At 73.5% G+C, this 18150-nt stretch carries 12 protein-coding genes and 3 pseudogenes; 5 read left to right on the forward strand and 10 right to left on the reverse strand.

Translation table 11 applies throughout. The features are described from left to right. Positions 1 to 167 precede the first annotated feature (167 nt). Entirely contained in the window at positions 168 to 1208 is a 1041-nt protein-coding gene (locus tag ABEB13_RS16755; protein ID WP_345706157.1) for a glycosyltransferase family 2 protein, read from the reverse strand. A 261-nt stretch (positions 1209 to 1469) separates the two neighbouring features. Between ABEB13_RS16755 and ABEB13_RS16760 the strand changes: the two genes are divergently transcribed. Further along, entirely contained in the window at positions 1470 to 3071 is a 1602-nt protein-coding gene (locus tag ABEB13_RS16760) for an LCP family protein (protein ID WP_345706158.1), read from the forward strand. Positions 3072 to 3188: 117 nt separating this feature from the next. Here ABEB13_RS16760 and ABEB13_RS16765 read toward each other — a convergent pair. The 3 genes and pseudogenes from ABEB13_RS16765 to ssuE form a co-directional block, all read right to left on the reverse strand. Further along, positions 3189 to 5761, reverse strand: a pseudogene (locus ABEB13_RS16765) (ABC transporter permease). A gap of 14 nt (positions 5762 to 5775) precedes the next feature. Beyond that, positions 5776 to 6564, reverse strand: coding sequence for an ABC transporter ATP-binding protein (locus tag ABEB13_RS16770; RefSeq protein ID WP_380231311.1), 789 nt, complete (start codon positions 6562 to 6564; stop codon positions 5776 to 5778). 249 nt (positions 6565 to 6813) lie between these two features. Beyond that, complete coding sequence (gene ssuE / locus ABEB13_RS16775) at positions 6814 to 7368, reverse strand: NADPH-dependent FMN reductase (protein ID WP_345706159.1); 555 nt, start codon at positions 7366 to 7368, stop codon at positions 6814 to 6816. Between the two features lie 808 nt (positions 7369 to 8176). Here ssuE and ABEB13_RS16780 point away from each other — a divergent pair. Next, on the forward strand, positions 8177 to 9142 hold the full coding sequence (locus tag ABEB13_RS16780) for an LCP family protein (protein ID WP_345706160.1): 966 nt from the start codon (positions 8177 to 8179) through the stop codon (positions 9140 to 9142). 127 nt (positions 9143 to 9269) lie between these two features. Beyond that, complete coding sequence (locus tag ABEB13_RS16785; RefSeq protein WP_345706161.1) at positions 9270 to 9797, forward strand: serine O-acetyltransferase; 528 nt, start codon at positions 9270 to 9272, stop codon at positions 9795 to 9797. Here the strand turns inward: ABEB13_RS16785 and ABEB13_RS16790 are convergent. Together ABEB13_RS16790 and ABEB13_RS16795 are read right to left on the reverse strand one after the other, a co-directional pair. Beyond that, a complete protein-coding gene (locus ABEB13_RS16790) occupies positions 9775 to 10938 on the reverse strand; it encodes an acyl-CoA dehydrogenase family protein (protein WP_345706162.1) in 1164 nt (387 codons plus the stop codon). The genes ABEB13_RS16785 and ABEB13_RS16790 overlap by 23 nt on opposite strands. 113 nt (positions 10939 to 11051) lie before the next feature. Then, positions 11052 to 12260 carry an LCP family protein gene (locus tag ABEB13_RS16795; RefSeq protein WP_345706163.1) on the reverse strand — a complete coding sequence of 403 codons (1209 nt, stop codon included), beginning with the start codon at positions 12258 to 12260 and terminating at the stop codon, positions 11052 to 11054. 218 nt (positions 12261 to 12478) lie between these two features. Here ABEB13_RS16795 and ABEB13_RS16800 point away from each other — a divergent pair. Together ABEB13_RS16800 and ABEB13_RS16805 are read left to right on the forward strand one after the other, a co-directional pair. Further along, positions 12479 to 13821, forward strand: a pseudogene (locus tag ABEB13_RS16800) (UDP-glucose dehydrogenase family protein). A gap of 28 nt (positions 13822 to 13849) precedes the next feature. Continuing rightward, positions 13850 to 14257, forward strand: a complete 408-nt coding sequence (locus tag ABEB13_RS16805; RefSeq protein ID WP_345709698.1) for a CoA-binding protein — start codon at positions 13850 to 13852, stop codon at positions 14255 to 14257. Positions 14258 to 14932: 675 nt separating this feature from the next. On the opposite strand, the pseudogene ABEB13_RS16810 reads toward ABEB13_RS16805, so the two are convergent. The 4 genes and pseudogenes from ABEB13_RS16810 to ABEB13_RS16825 all read right to left on the reverse strand — a co-directional run. Then, positions 14933 to 15106, reverse strand: a pseudogene (locus tag ABEB13_RS16810) (MerR family DNA-binding transcriptional regulator); the annotation flags it as partial. Positions 15107 to 15138: 32 nt separating this feature from the next. Then, positions 15139 to 16329: a dipeptidase gene (locus ABEB13_RS16815; RefSeq protein ID WP_345706164.1), complete on the reverse strand. Its 1191-nt coding sequence runs from the start codon at positions 16327 to 16329 to the stop codon at positions 15139 to 15141. A gap of 37 nt (positions 16330 to 16366) precedes the next feature. Continuing rightward, on the reverse strand, positions 16367 to 16900 hold the full coding sequence (gene purE, locus ABEB13_RS16820) for a 5-(carboxyamino)imidazole ribonucleotide mutase (RefSeq protein WP_345706165.1): 534 nt from the start codon (positions 16898 to 16900) through the stop codon (positions 16367 to 16369). After that, the gene (locus ABEB13_RS16825) at positions 16897 to 18015 is read right to left on the reverse strand and encodes a 5-(carboxyamino)imidazole ribonucleotide synthase (RefSeq protein WP_345709699.1); all 1119 of its coding nucleotides are present in this window, start codon (positions 18013 to 18015) and stop codon (positions 16897 to 16899) included. Before ABEB13_RS16825 ends, purE begins: the two co-directional genes overlap by 4 nt. Between the last annotated feature and the right edge of the window lie 135 nt (positions 18016 to 18150).

Genomic DNA, 18150 nt, shown 5'->3' on the forward strand with positions numbered 1-18150 from the left:
CCGAAGATAGCGCCGCAGGACGGGCCCGCGGACGGATTCGGGCAGCCTGCTCGAAGCAGTCGGAGCAGCTGCCGGGGCGCGTCGCCGCCGGAGCACGCCGGCCCGGCACGCGGTGTGCGGGCCGGGCCGGGCTGCGGGCGAGGGGCGCCCCGGGCGGGGGCGGGAGGTCAGGCGTGCTCGGTGCGCGGCGCCATCGGCTCGGGTCGCTTGCTGGCGATCACCCGGCGGGCCAGCGACCGCGGCGAGGTGAGGAAGCCAAAGCCCCAGCTCATGTGCATGGTGGCCAGCGCCACCGGCAGCTGGACGCGAGCCTTCGGGGACAGCCCGCGGCCCTCCTTCACCGAGCCGCCGAGGATGCCCAGCAGGTAGCCGCCGGGCACCACCAGGAACGCCGGGTGCACCGCAGCGCCCAGCACCAGGCCGGCGACGCAGGCCAGCAGCGCGGCCGGCGGCGCGAGGTAGCGGAGGTTGACCGAGCCGCGGTGGTAGCGGGTCACCACCCGGCGCCAGCGGCCGTAGTCCTTGTACTGCTTCGCCAGGGCCCGCACGCTGGGCCGCGGCCGGTAGGTCACCCGCAGCTGCGGGGTGAACCAGATCAGACCGCCGTCCTGGCGGATGCGGTAGTTCAGCTCCCAGTCCTGGGCGCGGATGAACTCCTCGTTGTAGCCGCCCTGCTGCTCCAGCACCTCGCGGCGGAAGACGCCGAGGTAGACGGTGTCGGCCGGGCCGGCCAGGCCGCCGGTGTGGAAGGCCGCGTTGCCGACCCCGATCCTGGAGGTCATGGCGGCGGCGACCGCCTTCTCCCACTCGGTCTCGCCCTCGGCGTGCATGATGCCGCCGACGTTGGCCGCCTCCATCTCGCTCAGCAGCCGGACGGCGGTGCCGATGTAGCCGGGGGTGAGCAGGCCGTGGCCGTCGACCCGGACCACGATCGGATGGCGCGAGCCGCGGATCGCGGCGTTCAGCCCGGCGGGGGTGCGGCCGGTCGGGTTGGGCACCGTCCGGACCCGCGGGTCCTCGGCGACCAGGCCGGCGGCGATCTCGTCCGTCCGGTCGGAGGACGGGCCGAGCGCGATCACCACCTCCAGGTCCCCGGCGTACTCCTGCTCCAGGATGTGCCGGACGGCGGTGCGCAGGTGACGTTCCTCGTTGAGCACCGGCATGATCACGGAGACCGCCGGCAGCTCCTCAGCAGCCTTGGTGTTCATCGCGCCCACCGTACCGGCGCCGCCCGCCGATGTCAGACGAGGGTCCCGTGACGGCGCACCTCCCGGCCCCTCCGGGAACGGCCCGGCGGCCGCCCGGACGGCCCGGACGCCCGCCCGGCGCCCCGGCGGAGGATGCCCGGCGGGCCGACGGAGGTCGTCCGGCGGGCCCGGCGCGGGAGGTCCGGGGCACGCTGGGGGCGACCCTGTGCAGAGCGGCGTGCCGTACCCGGGGCGGCCCCGGCGCGGGCCTACCATCCCGAGATGCGCTCCACGCCCCGGCCCGCTCTCCCGCCGCCCCGCCGACGACGGGCCCCCGGCCGGACGGCGGCCCCCGTGCCGCGGCGCCGGCCCCGCCGCTGGGGCCGGCTGACCGCCGGGATGGTGTCGCTCGCGGTGCTCGCCACCTCGTGCGGCGGCTGGGTCGTCCTGCACGGCCTCGGCGGCGCGATCCAGCGGGTCGACGCGATCGGCGGCGGCGACCGGCCCGCCGACGACGGACTCACCACCTTCCTCGTGGTGGGCACCGACGACCGGGAGGGCATCCCGGAGAACACCCTGAAGGACGTGCTCCACGCGGGTGGCGAGTCCTGCCACTGCACCGACACCATGATGATCGTCCAGCTCGCCGGCGACGGCGGCCGGGCCACGGTGGTCAGCATCCCGCGCGACTCCTACGTGGACATCCCCGCGCACCAGGACCCGGCGACCCACCGCCAGGTGCCCGCCACCAAGGGGAAGATCAACGCCGCGTACGGGATGGGCGGGGCACCGCTCACTGTCCGCACCGTGGAACAGAACACCGGGCTGCGGATCGACCACTACCTCCAGGTCGACTTCCTGTCCTTCGTCGGCACGGTGGACGCCCTCGGCGGTGTCGAGGTCTGCACCGCCAAGCCGCTCAAGGACGACTACTCGGGGCTCGACCTGCCGGCGGGGACCACCCGGCTGGACGGGGCCGGCGCGCTCAAGTACGTCCGGGCCCGGCATGTCGACGGCACCTCCGACCTCGGCCGGATGCGCCGGCAGCAGCGGTTCGTCGCCCAGCTGCTGCACCAGGCCGTCGCCCAGGACCTGCTGCTCGACCCGGCCCGGCTGACCTCCGTGCTCGGTACCGCGCTGCGGTCGCTGAAGGCCGACAGGGGGCTGACCGGCGACACCCTGCTCGACTTCGCCACCCGGCTGAAGGACCTCTCGGCGGGCTCCGCCGACTTCGCCACGGTGCCGGTGGCCCAGTTGGACCACCAGGTGCCCGGCTGGGGCTCGACCGTGCTGTGGGACACCAAGGGGGCCAAGGCGCTGTTCGACGCCGTCCGGCAGGGGCGGTCGCTGACCGGTCGCCCCGCCCCGGCGCCGTCGTCCGCCGCGCCGGCCGGTGCCGGTGAACCGGCCGGCACCGCAGGGCCGGCTGCCGCCGGGACGGTGCCGCCGGGACAGATCCGCGTCCAGGTGCTCAACGGGGCCGGGGCGACCGGTCTCGGCTCCCGGGTGGACGGCGACCTGCGGGCGGCCGGCTTCGCCACCACCGGCACACCGTCCAACGCCGACGGCCCGGCTGCGCACACCGCCGTCCGCTACGACCCGCGGTGGAACGAGTCCGCGCGAACGCTCGCCGCCGCACTGCCCGGTGCGGAACTCGTCCCGGTACCGGGCCAGGGTGCCACCCTGCAGGTGGTGGTCGGCCCCGACTACCGCGGCGTCACGGGCAGGCCCGCGGCGCCGACCGCCGGGGGCGGGGGCGGCGAGACCTCGCCCGCCCCGCATTCCTCGCCGCCGGCCGCGCCGACCGCCGCACCGTCGGCCTCGCCCGGGCCGGCCGGCCCCAAGGTGGCGGTGACCACGGGCGACGACATCGGATGCCCCTGAGCGGGCGGGTGCGGCTGAGGACCTGCGACCGGACACGCAACGGAAGACGTGCAGGGACCGGGCGTGGCGCCCGGTCCCTGCACGGCGGTGGATGCACCCGGCCGGTGCGGTGACGCGTCAGTCGGTGGCGATGGCCGCCAGGATGTTCATCCGCGCAGCCCGGAAGGCCGGCAGCAGGGCGGCGAGCAGGCCGACCACGGCCGAGGCCACCAGGATCGCGACGATGGTGCCGGTCGGGATGGTCAGGGTGTCCAGGCCCTGGGTGGAGAGCACCTTGCGGGAGGTGACGCCCCAGGCGAGGCCGAGGCCGGTGCCGAGGAGGGCACCGAAGACCGCGATCACCACGGACTCCAGGCGGACCATCCGGCGCAGCTGGCGGCGGGACAGGCCGATCGCCCGCAGCAGGCCGATCTCGCGCGTCCGCTCGACGACGGACAGGGCCAGGGTGTTCACCACGCCGAGGACGGCGACCACGATGGCGAGGCCGAGCAGGCCGTAGACCATGTAGAGCAGCTGGTTCACCTGGCTCTGGATCAGGTCCTTGTAGCCGGCCTGGTCCTTCACGGTGAGCTGCGGGTAGGCCTCCATCGACTTCTGGAGGGCGGTCAGGGTCGCCGCCCGGTCGGCACCGGGCGCGGCCTTGCCGAAGAGGGCCGCGTCGGCCGGCAGATCGGCGGCCGGGATCGCCTTGGCGACGGTGTCGATGCCGGTGAAGTAGTTGTTGTCGAACATCGAGTTGCCGGTGCTGACGATGGCGCCGACCGGGAGGGTCTGCGTGCGGCCCTGGCCGTAGTCGACCTTGATCGGGTCGCCGACCTTCAGGTGGTGCTTGGTGGCGAAGTCCTGGTCGGTGGAGATGCCGCCGTTGAACACGGCCTCCGCGGTGCCGGTGGCGATCGGCAGGTGGAAGTCGTCGGTGAACGACGGGGAGGCGGCCGAGACGACGGTCTTGGTGGAGGCGCCGTCCGGGGTGACGAGCTGGGCGGGCACCGCCTTCTGCTCGGTGACGTGGGCGAGGCCCGAGGTGGCGCGTGCGGCCGCGACCATGGCGGGGCCGATGCCCACGCCGGGGCCCTGGCCGGTGATGATGTAGTCCGCGCCGACCGACGAGTCGATCTGGGCGTTGGCCGAGCTGACCATCGAGGACGTCACCACGGAGGCGCCGGTGACCAGCGCCAGGCCGATCATCAGCGCGGCGGCGGTGGCGCCGGTACGCCGCGGGTTGCGCATGGCGTTGCGCTGGGCGAGCTTGCCGGCGGGGCCGAACAGCGCGGGCAGGGCGGCGCCGAGGACCCGGATGATGCCGGTGGCCAGCAGCGGGCCGATGGCGACGAAGCCGACCAGGCTCAGCAGGACGCCCAGGCCCAGCCACTCACCGCCCACGGAGGCCGAGTCGGCGGCGGCCGCGGCCGCCAGCGAGGCGGCGCCGAGGCCGGTGACGACGGTGCCGACGACGGCGCGGATCCGGTTGGCGGACGCCTCGGCCGGGGTGCCGTGGTCGCGCAGGGCGGCCATCGGCGAGATCCGGGCGGCGCGGCGGGCCGGGAACCAGGCCGCCAGCACGGTGATCAGGATGCCGACCGCGTAGGAGGCGACCGGGACGGTCCAGGTGATGTCGAGGAGGAGGCGTCGAGGTTCATGCCGACGGCCTTCATCAGCTGGATGAGCAGGGCGGCCAGCCCGAGGCCGGCACCGAGGCCGATCGTCGAGCCGAGCACGCCCAGGATCAGCGCCTCGATCAGCACCGAGCGGTTGACCTGCTTGCGGCTGCCGCCGAGGGCGCGCAGCAGGCCGATCTCCCGGGTGCGCTGGGCGACCAGCATGGAGAAGGTGTTGATGATCAGGAAGCCGCCGACCAGCAGCGAGATGCCGGCGAAGCCGAGCATGGCGTACTTCATGAAGTTGAGGAAGGAGCCGACGCCCTTGGCGTTCTCGGCCTTCTGCTCGGCGGCGGTCTTCGCGTCGTACCCGCTGCCGAGCGCGGCGAGGGCCTGCTGCTTGAGCTGGTCGTCCGTGCGGCTGCCGTCGCCGTAGATCTCGACGGAGGTGAACGCCGTCTCGCCGAGGAGGTCCTGCTGGGCGGTGGGGGTGTCCAGGAAGGCGAGCGCGGCACCGGGGTTGGTGGTGCGGAAGGTGACGATGCCGGAGACGGTGAAGTCGTAGCTGCCGCTCATGGTGATGACCCGCAGCGGGCTGCCGAGCTTGAGGCCCGCCTTCTTGGCGGTGTCGGCGTCGAGCATGATCTGGCTCTTGCCCGCGGGGGCGGCGCCGGAGGTGATGTCGACCGAGCTGCGCGGGGTGTCGACCCAGTTGCCGGTGAGCGTGGGTGCGCCGGAGGTCGGGCCGACCGACTTGTTGGTGGCCGGGTCGACCAGGGTCGCGTTCTGGACGAACACCTGGCCGATGGCGGTCTTGACGCCGGGCTGGCCGGCGAGCTTCTGCACGGTGCCGACCGGCACGGTGGCGGCCTTGCCGCCCTCCTGCTCACCGGCCGCGATGTCGTCCTTGGCCTTGCTGATGGCGAGGTCGGAGGCGGTGGAGGCGAAGAGCCGGTCGAAGGTGGAGGTCGCGGTGTTGGAGAAGACGAGGGTGCCGGAGACGAAGGCGACGGACAGGACGACGGCGATCAGTGAGAGCAGCATCCGCCCCTTGTGGGCGAAGAAGCTCCGTAGCGAGGTCTTGAGCAGCATGGTTTCGCCCCCGCTCAGCTCGTGCGCTTGCCGTCGAAACGGCGCATGCGTTCGAGGACGGAGTCGGCGGTGGGGGCGTGCATCTCGTCGACGATCCGGCCGTCGGCGAGGAAGAGCACGCGGTCCGCGTAGCCGGCGGCGACCGGGTCGTGGGTGACCATGACGATGGTCTGGCCGAGCTCGTCGACCGAGCGGCGCAGGAAGGTGAGCACCTCGGCGCCGGAACGGGAGTCGAGGTTGCCGGTGGGCTCGTCGCCGAAGATGATCTCCGGGCGGGCGGCGAGGGCACGGGCGACCGCGACGCGCTGCTGCTGGCCGCCGGAGAGCTGGGTCGGGCGGTGCTTGAGGCGGTCGGCCAGGCCGACGGTCTCGATCACCTGGTCGAGCCAGGCGGCGTCCGGCCTGCGGCCGGCGATGTCCATCGGCAGCGTGATGTTCTCCAGCGCGTTCAGGGTCGGCAGCAGGTTGAACGCCTGGAAGATGAAGCCGATCTTGTCCCGGCGGAGCCGGGTCAGCTGCTTGTCCTTGAGCCCGGTGATCTCGGTGTCGCCGATGCTGATCCGCCCCTCGGTGACGGTGTCGAGACCGGCCAGGCAGTGCATCAGGGTCGACTTGCCGGAGCCCGAGGGCCCCATGATCGCGGTGAAGCGGCCGCGGTGGATGTCCACGTCGACGGCGTCGAGCGCCGTGACCCTGGTCTCACCGGCGCCGTACGCCTTGGTCACCTGCCGCGCCGAGGCGGCGATGGCGGGCATGCCGCCGGGAAGCTGCGGGTCCTGCACGGCGTTGGCTGCCGTCGTCACTGGGTTCTCCTCGATGCGTCGTCCACCCGTTGCCCCACAGCCTGACCCGTCCGGCACGTCCTGCGACAGGGTGCTGGCAACCGTCTTCGAGGTGGGGCCAGCACCACCCCGTGGACGGGACGGTGCTGTAAAGACCACGTTAGGAGCGACCGGCGGCCGGTTCGTCATCCGCCGGGAGGAAGCCCGGTGACCGGGAGATGTACGGGGTGGGGGAGCCACCCCTAGGGGACGGCTCCCCCGGCACCAGGGTCAGTGCGCGGCGACGAGCGTCCCCGTCCGCTCCAGGGCCGCGGCGAAGGCGTCCACGACCGGCGTGAGCAGGACGTCCGTCTCGTGCTCGATCGCGGTGGTGCCGTCCTCCCGGACAGTGATGTGGCGGTCCAGGACGAACCAGCCCTGGGTGATGTGCCCGGCCCCCATCGAGCTGAGCACCGGGCGCAGGGCGTAGTCCACGGCGAGCACGTGCGCCGCCGAGCCGCCGGTCGCCAGCGGCAGCACGGCCTTGCCGCGCAGCGCGTACTGCGGCAGCACGTCGAGGAGGGTCTTGAGCAGGCCCGAGTAGGCGGCCTTGTACACGGGGGTGCCGATCACGATGCCGTCGGCGCGCGCGAAGAGCTCCAGGGCGCGGGCCATGTCGGGGTGCGAGGTGTCCGCGGTGAGCAGGGCCTCGGCCGGGAGGCTGCGGACCTCGAACGGGACGACCTCGTGGCCGTGCGCGGTGAGGCGGGCGTCGACGTGGCGCAGCAGCCGGGTGGTGCGGGAGGCGCGGGAGGGGGAGCCGGAGACGGACAGGACGGTGGCCATGGTGTTCCCTCGGGTCGTGGCGGGGCGGGCGGCGGGCTTCCCCGGGCGGTAGCGGTGCGGGTGCGCACCCGCGGTGGGCGGGCTACGGCGCGACGCGACGGTGCGGGCGCGGGGAGGGTGGGACGGGAGCCGGACGGTCAGCCACGACACAGCGAGCGGGCCACACGCAGCAGGTCGACGTGCCGCCGACGCGTGAGGATCGTTCGCTGCTCCATGCCGTCATGCAAGCACGCGCCGTTTCGGCCGGTCAAGGTTGGTTCCAGCAGGTGAACATTCCGCCGAACCGTCCGTTCCGTGCATCAAAACGGATACAAGGGGCCCTGCGCGGGGCCGGGCGTACTGCGGGGGCGGCTTTCGGGCATCCTCTCCACCATGAACACGTGGCAGGAGGACCGCCCGCAGGGGGCGGCGCGAACGCGCAGGGCGACGGCGGGTACCGCCGGGGCGGGTCGGCCGCCGAGCCGCCGCTGCCGCCGGAGCTCAACCCGCGCGGCGCCGGCGCGGCACCCCGGCCGTACGGGGCGCCCGACGGCCGCGGCCAGGTCGGCCCGCAGGGCGGTCAGGCCTCCCCCGGTGTCCAGGGCACGCCCTACGGATCGGGCGGCCCGGGGGCCCCGGCCGGGTACGGCGGCCCGGGTGGGCCGATCCCGCCGCAGGCCGGCTACGGCTCGGCCCGGCCGCAGCCCGGGTACGGCGGCCCGGGGGCCCGGGCGGGCCCGGCGGTCCTGACGGCCCGCACGGTCCGGGCGGGTCCGGTCCGGCGGCGCAGGGTTCGCCGTCGCGCTGGTCGCGCGGCCGCACGATCAAGGTGGCCGCGCTGTCGCTGGTCGGCGCGCTGCTGGTGACGGGTGTCGGCACGTACTTCTGGGCGGACTCCAAGCTCAACCACGAGAACGTGCTCGCCCCGTACGACGGCCGGCCGGCCGCCGGGAAGGGCACCAACTGGCTGATCGTCGGCTCGGACAGCCGCCAGGGCCTGACCGACGCCGACGAGACCGCGCTGCACACCGGCTCCGCGCAGGGCAAGCGCAGCGACTCGATGATGATCCTGCACATCGGCGACCACGGGAACACGCTGATGTCGATCCCGCGCGACTCCTGGGTGCAGATTCCGGCGCACCTGGACACCAGCGGCAGCGGCAAGACCATCAAGGCCACCGACTCGAAGATCAACGCGTCCTTCGCGAACGGCGGCGGCCGGCTGCTGGTGCAGACCGTGGAGACCCGGACGGGCATCCACATCGACCACTACGCGGAGATCGGCTTCGCCGGCTTCGTCGGAATCGTCGACTCGGTCGGCGGCGTGGACATGTGCATCGACCAGGCCGTCAAGGACCGCGACTCGGGCCTGGACCTGAAGGCGGGCTGCCAGACGCTCAGCGGCACGCAGTCGCTGGCCTTCGTGCGGCAGCGGCACCAGATGGCCGACCAGGACCTCGGCCGGATGCGCAACCAGCAGAAGTTCCTGGGTGCGCTGGCCAAGCAGGCGGCGTCCCCGGCGACCCTGCTGAACCCGTTCACCTTCTACCCGATGGTGAGTTCGAGCCTCGGCACGCTGATCGTCGACAACGACACCGGCCTGACCGACCTGGGCTCGATGTTCCTCGCCATGAAGAGCGTCTCCGGTGGCGGCGGCAAGAGCATCACGGTGCCGATCGGCAACGCCAACTACCGGACGCCGACCGGCGAATCGGCCGTCAAGTGGGACGCGGCGAAGTCGCAGGCGGTGTTCGACGCCTTCAAGAACGACACCGCGGTGCCGGACACCAAGTAGCTGCCGGGCACCACGCGGCGGCGCCCGCCGGGGGCCGCGCGCCGGGCGAGAGCTCCGCGCGCGGCCCCCGGCGCGTTCCTGCCGGCCCTGCGGCACGGAGGGTGTCCACCCGGTCACAATGTGCCGCATGTCACTGGTCACCGCTCTGATCCGCCACCGCCGCCACCCGCTGTTCGGCCGCCTCGTCCAGGAGGCCCTCGCGCTGTACGGCATGGAGGTGCCCGCCGCAGTCGAGATCGGCCCCGGGCTGGTCGTGTTCCACCGCGGCTTCGGCACCGTGCTCCACCCGTACACCACGATCGGCGCCGGGGTGACGCTCTACAACGGCGTCACGATCGGCCGGGCGGACCCGTGGGTGCCGCAGGAGGAGAGCGCGATGCGGCGGGTGGTGCTGGAGGACGGGGTGGTGGTCTGCGCCGGGGCGAAGATCGTCTGCAAGACGGGCGTCCTCACCGTCGGCGCCGGCACGATCGTCGGCGCCAACGCCGTCCTGACCCGCTCCACCGGCCCGGACGAGATCTGGGCCGGCCTGCCCGCCCGGCGGGTGGGCACGCGCGGGCCGGCGCACGGAGCCCCCGGCCCGCGAGCGCTGCGCTCGCCGACCGGGGGCTCTCGGGTGATCCGGGCCTGCCCTACGGGAGGTTGCGGGCCATGACGATGCGCTGGACCTGGTTGGTGCCCTCGTAGATCTGGGTGATCTTGGCGTCGCGCATCATCCGCTCGACGGGGTAGTCGCGGGTGTAGCCGTAGCCGCCGAGGAGCTGGACGGCGTCGGTGGTGATCTCCATCGCGGCGTCGGAGGCGTAGCACTTGGCGGCGGCGCCGAAGAAGGTGAGGTCGCTGTCGGTGCGCTGGGAGCGGGCGGCGGCGGCGTAGGTGAGCTGGCGGGCGGCCTCCAGCTTCATGGCCATGTCGGCGAGCATGAACTGGACGCCCTGGAACTCGGCGATGGCCTTGCCGAACTGCTTGCGTTCCTGGACGTAGCCCTTGGCGTAGTCGAGGGCGCCCTGGGCGATGCCGACGGCCTGGGCGGCGATGGTGACGCGGGTGTGGTCGAGGGTCTTCATGGCGGTGGCGAAGCCGGTGCCCTCGGCGCCGATCATGCGGTCGGCGGGGATGCGGACGTTGTCGAAGTAGACCTCGCGGGTCGGGGAGCCCTTGATGCCGAGCTTCTTCTCCGGGGCGCCGAAGGAGACGCCCTCGTCGTCCTTCTCGACCACGAACGCGGAGATGCCGCGGGAGCGCAGGGCGGGGTCGGTGACGGCCATGACGGTGTAGAACTCGGAGACGCCGGCGTTGGTGATCCACCGCTTGACGCCGTTGAGGACCCAGGAGTCGCCGTCGCGCACGGCGCGGGTCCTCATCCCGGCCGCGTCGGAGCCGGCCTCGGGCTCGGACAGGCAGTAGGAGAACATGCCCTCGCCGCGGGCGAGCGCGCCCAGGTACTTGGCCTTGAGCTCCTCGGAGCCGGAGAGCTGGACGGGCAGCGAGCCGAGCTTGTTGACCGCGGGGATCAGCGAGGACGAGGCGCAGACCCGGGCGACCTCCTCGATGACGAGCACGGTGGCCAGCGCGTCCGCGCCCGCGCCGCCGTACTCCTCGGGCACGTGCACCGCGTGCAGGTCGTTGGCCTGCAGCGCGTCCAGCGCCTCCTGCGGGAACCGGCCCTGCTCGTCGACGTCCGCCGCGAACGGGGCGATCTTCGCCTCGGCGAGCGCGCGCACCGACTCACGGAGCATGTCGTGCTCCTCGCTGAGCCGGAAGAGGTCGAAGTCCGCTCCGGAGTTGCCCGCCATGTGTTTCGCCCCTCGACCGTGTTAATTACCGTTAAGTAGCACAAGCGCGACCCATTGTAGGCACCCCCGCGCCCGCCCCGCACCCGCCCCGCACCCGCCCCGCCCGGGCGCGGTCAGCGGACGCTGTCGCCGAGGGTGTCGCTGGTGGTCCGGTGCTGGGCCAGGTAGGCGTCCATCCGGTCGCTGCGGACGGCCTCCCAGAGCGTGGTGGCGGCCGCGTCGTCCAGCAGCACCACCGACTGGCCCTGGACGGTGTCGAAGCCGCCGAAGGGGGCGTTCATGAACCGCACGCCGTCCGGGCGCAGCCCCCGCATGCTCCACGCGAGGTCGTAGAGGTCGCTGTTGCTGAGCCGGTCGTCGACGCTGACCACGTCGCCGACCGCCTTCAGCAGGCCGGTCAGCCGGGTCGGGTTGCCGAGCGTGCCGGCGTTCATCGTCTGCAGCATCAGCGCGCGGAGGAAGTTCTGCTGCCGCTTGGTGCGGTCCAGGTCGCCGTTGGGCAGGCCGTAGCGCTCCCGGACGTACAGCAGCGCCTGGTCGCCGCTCATGTGGTGGGTGCCGGCATCCCACTGGCGGGCGTCGCCGCGGGCCTCGATGGTCTGCGGAATGGTGATGTCGACGCCGCCGACGGCATCGGTGAGGGCCCGGAACCCGTTCCAGTCGATCACCGCGATGTGGTCGACCCTGATGTGGGTGAGGTCCTGCACGGTCTCCACCATGAGCGCGGGGCCGCCCCAGGAGTAGGCCGCGTTGATCTTGGCCTTGCCGTGGCCGGGTACGTCGACCAGGGTGTCGCGGGCGATCGAGATGATCGCCGCGCTCTTCCGGTCGGCCGAGATGTGCAGCAGCATCATGGTGTCGCTGCGCTGCGCGCCGGCCTTCCAGGCGGGCGCCTTGGCGTCCTTGCCGGTGGTGGCGACGTCCGAGCGGGCGTCCAGGCCGACCAGCAGGAAGGTGGTGCCGGCGCCCGGCACGGCCGACGGCTGGGCGGAGGCCGGCACGGTCGGGAAGGCGTTCGGGATGCGCGGCACCGCGGACGCGTAGTGGTCGACCGTCCAGTACGCGACGCCGAACAGGCCGAGGGCCAGGACGAGCAGGACGGCCAGCGTGCCGATCAGCACCCGGCGGGTGCGACGCCGGCGCCGGGCCTCGCCGCCGGCCGCCGCCGCGCCGCCGGCGTCCGGGCCCTCCGGCCCGCCACCGCCCGGATCCTCCCCGTCCCCGGCCGGGCCGTCCGCCGGCTCCCCGTCCGCTTCGTGGTCGAACAGACTCAACGACTCCGGGCGCTCCCCACCGGCTTCCCCGCGCTCCCTCGCTGCCATGCGCGCATTCTGCCGCCCCGTACGGCCGTACGGATACGGGTCGGGGATTCGAGCCGGAGCCGCAATCCGGCCGTGACCGGGCCGGGCCCCGCGCGCCCGCGCGGACCGGGGCTGCGGCCACCGGCCGCTGGGCCGGGGCGCCGGGCCCGGATACCATCGGTGGCTGCGGCCGCCCGTACCCCGGGACGGCCCGCCAACCTGGACTGAAGGGGAAGCCCGTGGCCCTCCGCATCACGGTGATCGGCACCGGTTACCTCGGCGCGACGCATGCCGCCTGCATGGCCGAGCTCGGCTTCGAGGTGCTCGGCCTCGACATCGACCCCGAGAAGATCGCGTCGCTCGCCGCGGGCCGCGTGCCGATGTACGAGCCCGGCCTGGCCGACCTGCTGGTGAAGCACGTCCCGGGGCACGAGGGCTCCACCGGCCGGCTGCGCTTCACGGACTCCTGGGAGGAGGTCGCCGAGTTCGGCGACGTCCACTTCATCTGCACCAACACCCCGCAGAAGAAGGGCGAGTTCGCCGCCGACATGAGCTATGTCGACAGCGCGCTCGACTCGCTGGCGGTGCACCTGACCCGGCCGACCCTGGTGGTCGGCAAGTCCACCGTCCCGGTCGGCTCGGCGAGCCGGCTGGCGGAGCGCCTGGCCGCCCTGGCCCCGGTCGGCGAGGCCGCCGAGCTGGCCTGGAACCCGGAGTTCCTGCGCGAGGGCTTCGCGGTCGGCGACACCCTGCACCCGGACCGGCTGGTGGTCGGCGTGCGCACCGAGCGCGCCGAGCAGCTGCTGCGCGAGGTCTACGCGACGCCGATCGCCGAGGGCGTGCCCTTCGTGGTGACCGACTTCCCGACCGCCGAGCTGGTCAAGGCCGCCGCCAACTCCTTCCTCGCCACCAAGATCTCGTTCATCAACGCGATGGCGGAGGTCTGCGAGAGCGCGGGCGCCGACGTCGTCCAGCTCTCCAAGGCGCTGTCGTACGACACGCGGATCGGCGGGAAGTTCCTCAACGCCGGGCTCGGCTTCGGCGGCGGCTGCCTGCCCAAGGACATCCGGGCGTTCATGGCCCGGGCCGGGGAGCTGGGCGCCGACCAGGCGCTGACCTTCCTGCGCGAGGTCGACTCGATCAACATGCGGCGCCGCTCCCGGATGGTGGAGCTGGCCCGCGAGCAGTGCGGCGGCGGCTTCCTGGGCCGGCGGGTGGCGGTGCTCGGCGCCGCCTTCAAGCCGAACTCGGACGACATCCGCGACTCCCCGCGCTGAACGTCGCCGGCCAGATCCAGCTCCAGGGTGCCCAGGTCACCGTCTACGACCCGAAGGCCGTGGACAACGCCCGCAAGATGTTCCCCAGCCTGTCGTACGCGGCCTCGGCGCTGGAGGCCGTCCAGGGCGCCCACGTGGTGCTGCACCTGACGGAGTGGCAGGAGTTCCGGGAGCTCGACCCGGTCGAGGTCGGCGAACTCGTCGCCGAGCGCCGGATCCTGGACGGCCGCAACGTGCTGGACGGCGCCGCCTGGCGGGCGGCCGGCTGGACGTACCGCGCGATGGGCCGCCCGGTCACGGAATGACCGGCGCCGCGGGCCGGTTGTCCCCGTCATGACGTACGGAGACGACGCGACCGTCCGCAGGATCCTCCAGGACGACGGCGACACCTGGGCGGTGGTCGGCCTGTCCTCCAACACCCGGCGGGCCGCGCACGGGGTCGCCCGGGTGCTGCAGCGGGCGGGCAAGCGGGTGGTGCCCGTCCACCCGAAGGCCGAGACGGTGCTCGGCGAGCAGGGCTACGCCACGCTCGCCGACATCCCGTTCCCGGTCGACGTGGTGGACGTCTTCGTGAACAGCGGCCTGGCCGGCGGGATCGCCGACCAGGCCGTCGCCGTGGGCGCGAAGGCGGTCTGGTTCCAGCTCGACGTGGTCGACGAGGCCGCCTTCGACCGCACCACGGCAGCGGGGCTCGACATGGTCATGGACAAGTGCCCGGCCATCGAACTCCCGCTGCTGTAGCGCGCACCGGGCGGCGCCGTCAGGCCAGCGGCACCGCGATGTCGCAGACCGGGTCGGCCTCGCCGGCCGCCGCCCAGTCGGCGAAGTAGACCTCGCGGGGGCGCCCTCGACGGTGCGGCCCTCCCGCTTCGCCCACTCGTGCACCGCGTCGAAGGCCGACAGGATCTGCGGGTACGCGACCTGGGCCTTGGTGATCCGGGCGAAGGCCTCCCGGTGCGCCGGCTCGACGCGGTGCGGGTGCGCCGGAGAGGCGCCCGCCGGCGGGCGGATCGGCACGCACACCTCCACCGGGCCGTCGCTGTCCTCGTTGACCTCGCCGTGGTAGATCACGAACGGCGCCCCCACCACGCCGCCGAGGCCCTGAGCCGCCGCGGCCAGCCGGTCGCACGCCTGGGGGATCCAGGTCGGCAGGTCCTCCGGCCGGGCGTGCCGCTGCTCGGTGAGCACCGGCTGCTCCGGCACCTCGCGCTCCTCGATCTCGTACATGTCCGGTCTCCCTTCGTCTCCTGACAGTCGGATGCGGAGGTGCACGGCGAGCTCCCGCTGCCCGGCGAGCCTGCGCTCCACGGACTCCCAGTAGGCCGCCACCAGGGCGGCCGCCTCGGGCCCGGGCACGGCCAGGACCTCGGCCACCGTCGCCAGCGGCATGTCCAGCCCGCGCAGCCGCACGATCAGCCGGGCCTGCGCCAGCCGGCTCTCCCGGTAGTACCGGTAGCCGCTGACCGGGTCGACCCGGTCGGGCGGCAGCAGTCCCTGCCGGTCGTACAACCGCAGCGCCTTCGGCGAGAGCCGGGCCCGGCGGGCGAACGCCCCGATGCCCAGCAGTGCTTCGTCCTCCACGCCCTCCACGCTCCCGTCTGCCCCAGGGGCAAGGTCAACCGTCAGCCGTCCAGCCGGTCGATGGTGGCGATCGACGGGCGGCGGACGGCCTGCAGGCGGCGGGCGGCCGACTCGGCCTCGCGCAGCACCCGCACCGCGTTGTGCCAGGTCAGCTTGGAGATGTCGGCCTCGGACCAGCCGCGGCCGAGCAGTTCGGCGATCAGGTTCGGGTAGCCGGCGACGTCGCCCAGGTCCGCCGGGACGAACGCGGTGCCGTCGAAGTCGCCACCGATGCCGACATGGTCGATCCCGGCGACCTGGCGCATGTGGTCCAGATGGTCGGCGACGGTCGCCGAGGTGGCGACCGGGCGCGGGTGCGCGGCCTCGTACGCACGCTGGCAGCCCATCGCCTCCGGCGTGGTCTCCAACGGGTGGAAGCCGTGCGCCCGCATGTTGTCGTCGGCCGCCAGCGTCCACTCGATCGCCGCGGGCAGGACGAACTTCGGGACGAAGGTGGCCATCGCCAGGCCGCCGTTGCCGGACAGCCGGGCCAGCACGTCGTCCGGGACGTTGCGCGGGTGGTCGCAGACGGCGCGCGCGGAGGAGTGCGAGAAGATCACCGGCGCCTCGGAGACCCGGAGCGCCGCCCGCATCGTGTCGGCGGAGACGTGCGAGAGGTCGACCAGCATCCCGAGCCGGTTCATCTCCCGGACGACCTCCTCGCCGAAGGCGGTCAGGCCGCCGGCGGCCGGCTCGTCGGTGGCGGAGTCCGCCCACGGCGTGTTGTCGTTGTGGGTGAGCGTCAGGTACCGCACGCCGAGCGTGTGGAGGGCCCGCAGGGTGGCCAGCGAGCAGTCGATCGAGTGGCCGCCCTCGGCGCCCATCAGGGAGGCGATCCGGCCCTCGGCGCGGGCGGCCTCCATGTCGTCGGCGGTGAGCGCGAGGCGCAGCACCTCCGGGTGGCGCTCGGTCAGCGCGTGGACGAAGTCGATCTGTTCCAGGGTGGCGCTGACGGCCTTGTCCCCGGCGTAGTCGCTGCGCACGTACACCGACCAGAACTGGGCACCGACCCCGCCCGCCCGGAGCCGGACGAGGTCGGTGTGCAACCGGGCGCTCTGGTCCGCCGCCAGGTCGACGGCGTCCAGGTCGTAGCCGGCCTGGGCCCGCATGGCCCAGGGGAGATCGTTGTGGCCGTCCACCACCGGGGTGTCGCGGAGGACGGCGCGGGCGCGATCGAGCAGCTCAGGGGTCATCCCCTGTTCTACCGCGACCGGCGGCCGGCGGGCCCGGCTACTTGCCGAAACCGAACGCGGCGGCGCCGGCGACCTTCGCGCGGAGCTTCTTGCCCTTCTCGGTGGCCTGGGCGTTCAGGTCGGCCTGGAAGTCGACCATCTTCTCGGCGAGCTCCGGGTCGAAGGCGGCGAGCATCCGCACCGCCAGCAGGCCGGCGTTGCGGGCGCCCGCGATCGACACGGTGGCGACCGGGACACCGGCCGGCATCTGGACGATCGACATCAGGCTGTCCATGCCGTCCAGGTAGCGCAGCGGCACCGGGACGCCGATGACCGGCAGCGGCGTCACCGAGGCCAGCATGCCCGGCAGGTGCGCGGCGCCGCCGGCGCCGGCGATGATCGCCTTCAGGCCGCGGGCGTGCGCCTGCTCGCCGTAGGCCACCATCTCGCGGGGCATCCGGTGCGCGGAGACGACGTCCACCTCGTACGGGATCTCGAACTCGTCGAGCGCCTGGGCGGCGGCCTCCATCACGGGCCAGTCGGAGTCGGAGCCCATGACGATGCCGACGACGGGGGTCGCGGAGTCGCTCATTCGGTGATCGTTCCTCGCAGGTAGGCGGCCGCGTGACGGGCGCGCTCGCGGACGTCGTCGAGGTCGTCCCCGAAGACGTTGACGTGGCCGACCTTACGGCCGGGCTTCACGTCCTTGCCGTACATGTGGATCCGCAGACCGGGGTCGCGGGCCATGCAGTGCAGGAAGGCGTGGTACATGTCGGGGTAGTCGCCGCCCAGCACGTTGACCATGACCGTCCACTTCGCGCGCGGGCGCGGGTCGCCGAGCGGCAGGTCGAGGACGGCCCGCAGGTGGTTCTCGAACTGCGAGGTGACCGCGCCGTCCTGCGTCCAGTGGCCGGAGTTGTGCGGGCGCATGGCCAGCTCGTTGACCAGGACGCGGCCGTCCCTGGTCTGGAAGAGCTCGACCGCGAGGTGGCCCACGATGCCCAGGTCGCCGGCGATCCGCAGGGCCAGTGCCTGGGCCTCGGCGGCGAGTTCGGGGTCGAGGCCGGGGGCGGGGGCGGTGACCTCGGCGCAGACGCCGTTCTCCTGGACGCTCTCCACCACCGGGTAGGCGACGGCCTGACCGCTGGGCGAGCGCACCACGTTGGCGGCCAGCTCGCGCAGGAAGTCGACCTTCTCCTCGGCGAGCACCGGCACGCCGGCGAGGAACGGGGCGGCGGCCCCGGCCTCGTCGTCGACCACCCAGACGCCCTTGCCGTCGTAGCCGCCGCGCACCGTCTTCAGCACGACCGGGTAGCCGGAGCCCTCCGCGGCGAAGGCGGTGACGTCGGCCGGGTCGGCGACGATCCGGTGGCGCGGGCACGGCACCCCGATCGAGTCCAGCTTCGCCCGCATCACGCCCTTGTCCTGGGCGTTCACCAGGGCGTCCGGGCCGGGGCGCACCGCGATGCCGTCGGCCTCCAGGGCGCGCAGGTGCTCGGTGGGGACGTGCTCGTGGTCGAAGGTGACCACGTCGCAGTCGGCGGCGAAGCGCCGCAGCGTCTCCATGTCCCGGTAGTCGCCGAGGACGGTGTCGGCGACGACCTGCGCCGCGGAGTCCTGGGGGGTGTCGGCCAGCAGCTTGAAGCGGACACCCAGCGGGACGCCCGCCTGGTGCGCCATGCGGGCAAGCTGCCCGCCGCCGATCATGCCCACCACTGGAAATTTTGCATTGCCCGCGAAAGTCACGTTGCCCAGGATATCCGGGCCGGTCGGAGCCGGTGCACCGGCGCCCGCCGGGCCGCGGGTGGTGCCCCTGGGCACGAAGGGCCTCCGCGGGAGCGA

Origin of the sequence: Kitasatospora paranensis (assembly GCF_039544005.1) — a bacterium.
In the GTDB taxonomy this organism is placed as follows: domain Bacteria; phylum Actinomycetota; class Actinomycetes; order Streptomycetales; family Streptomycetaceae; genus Kitasatospora; species Kitasatospora paranensis.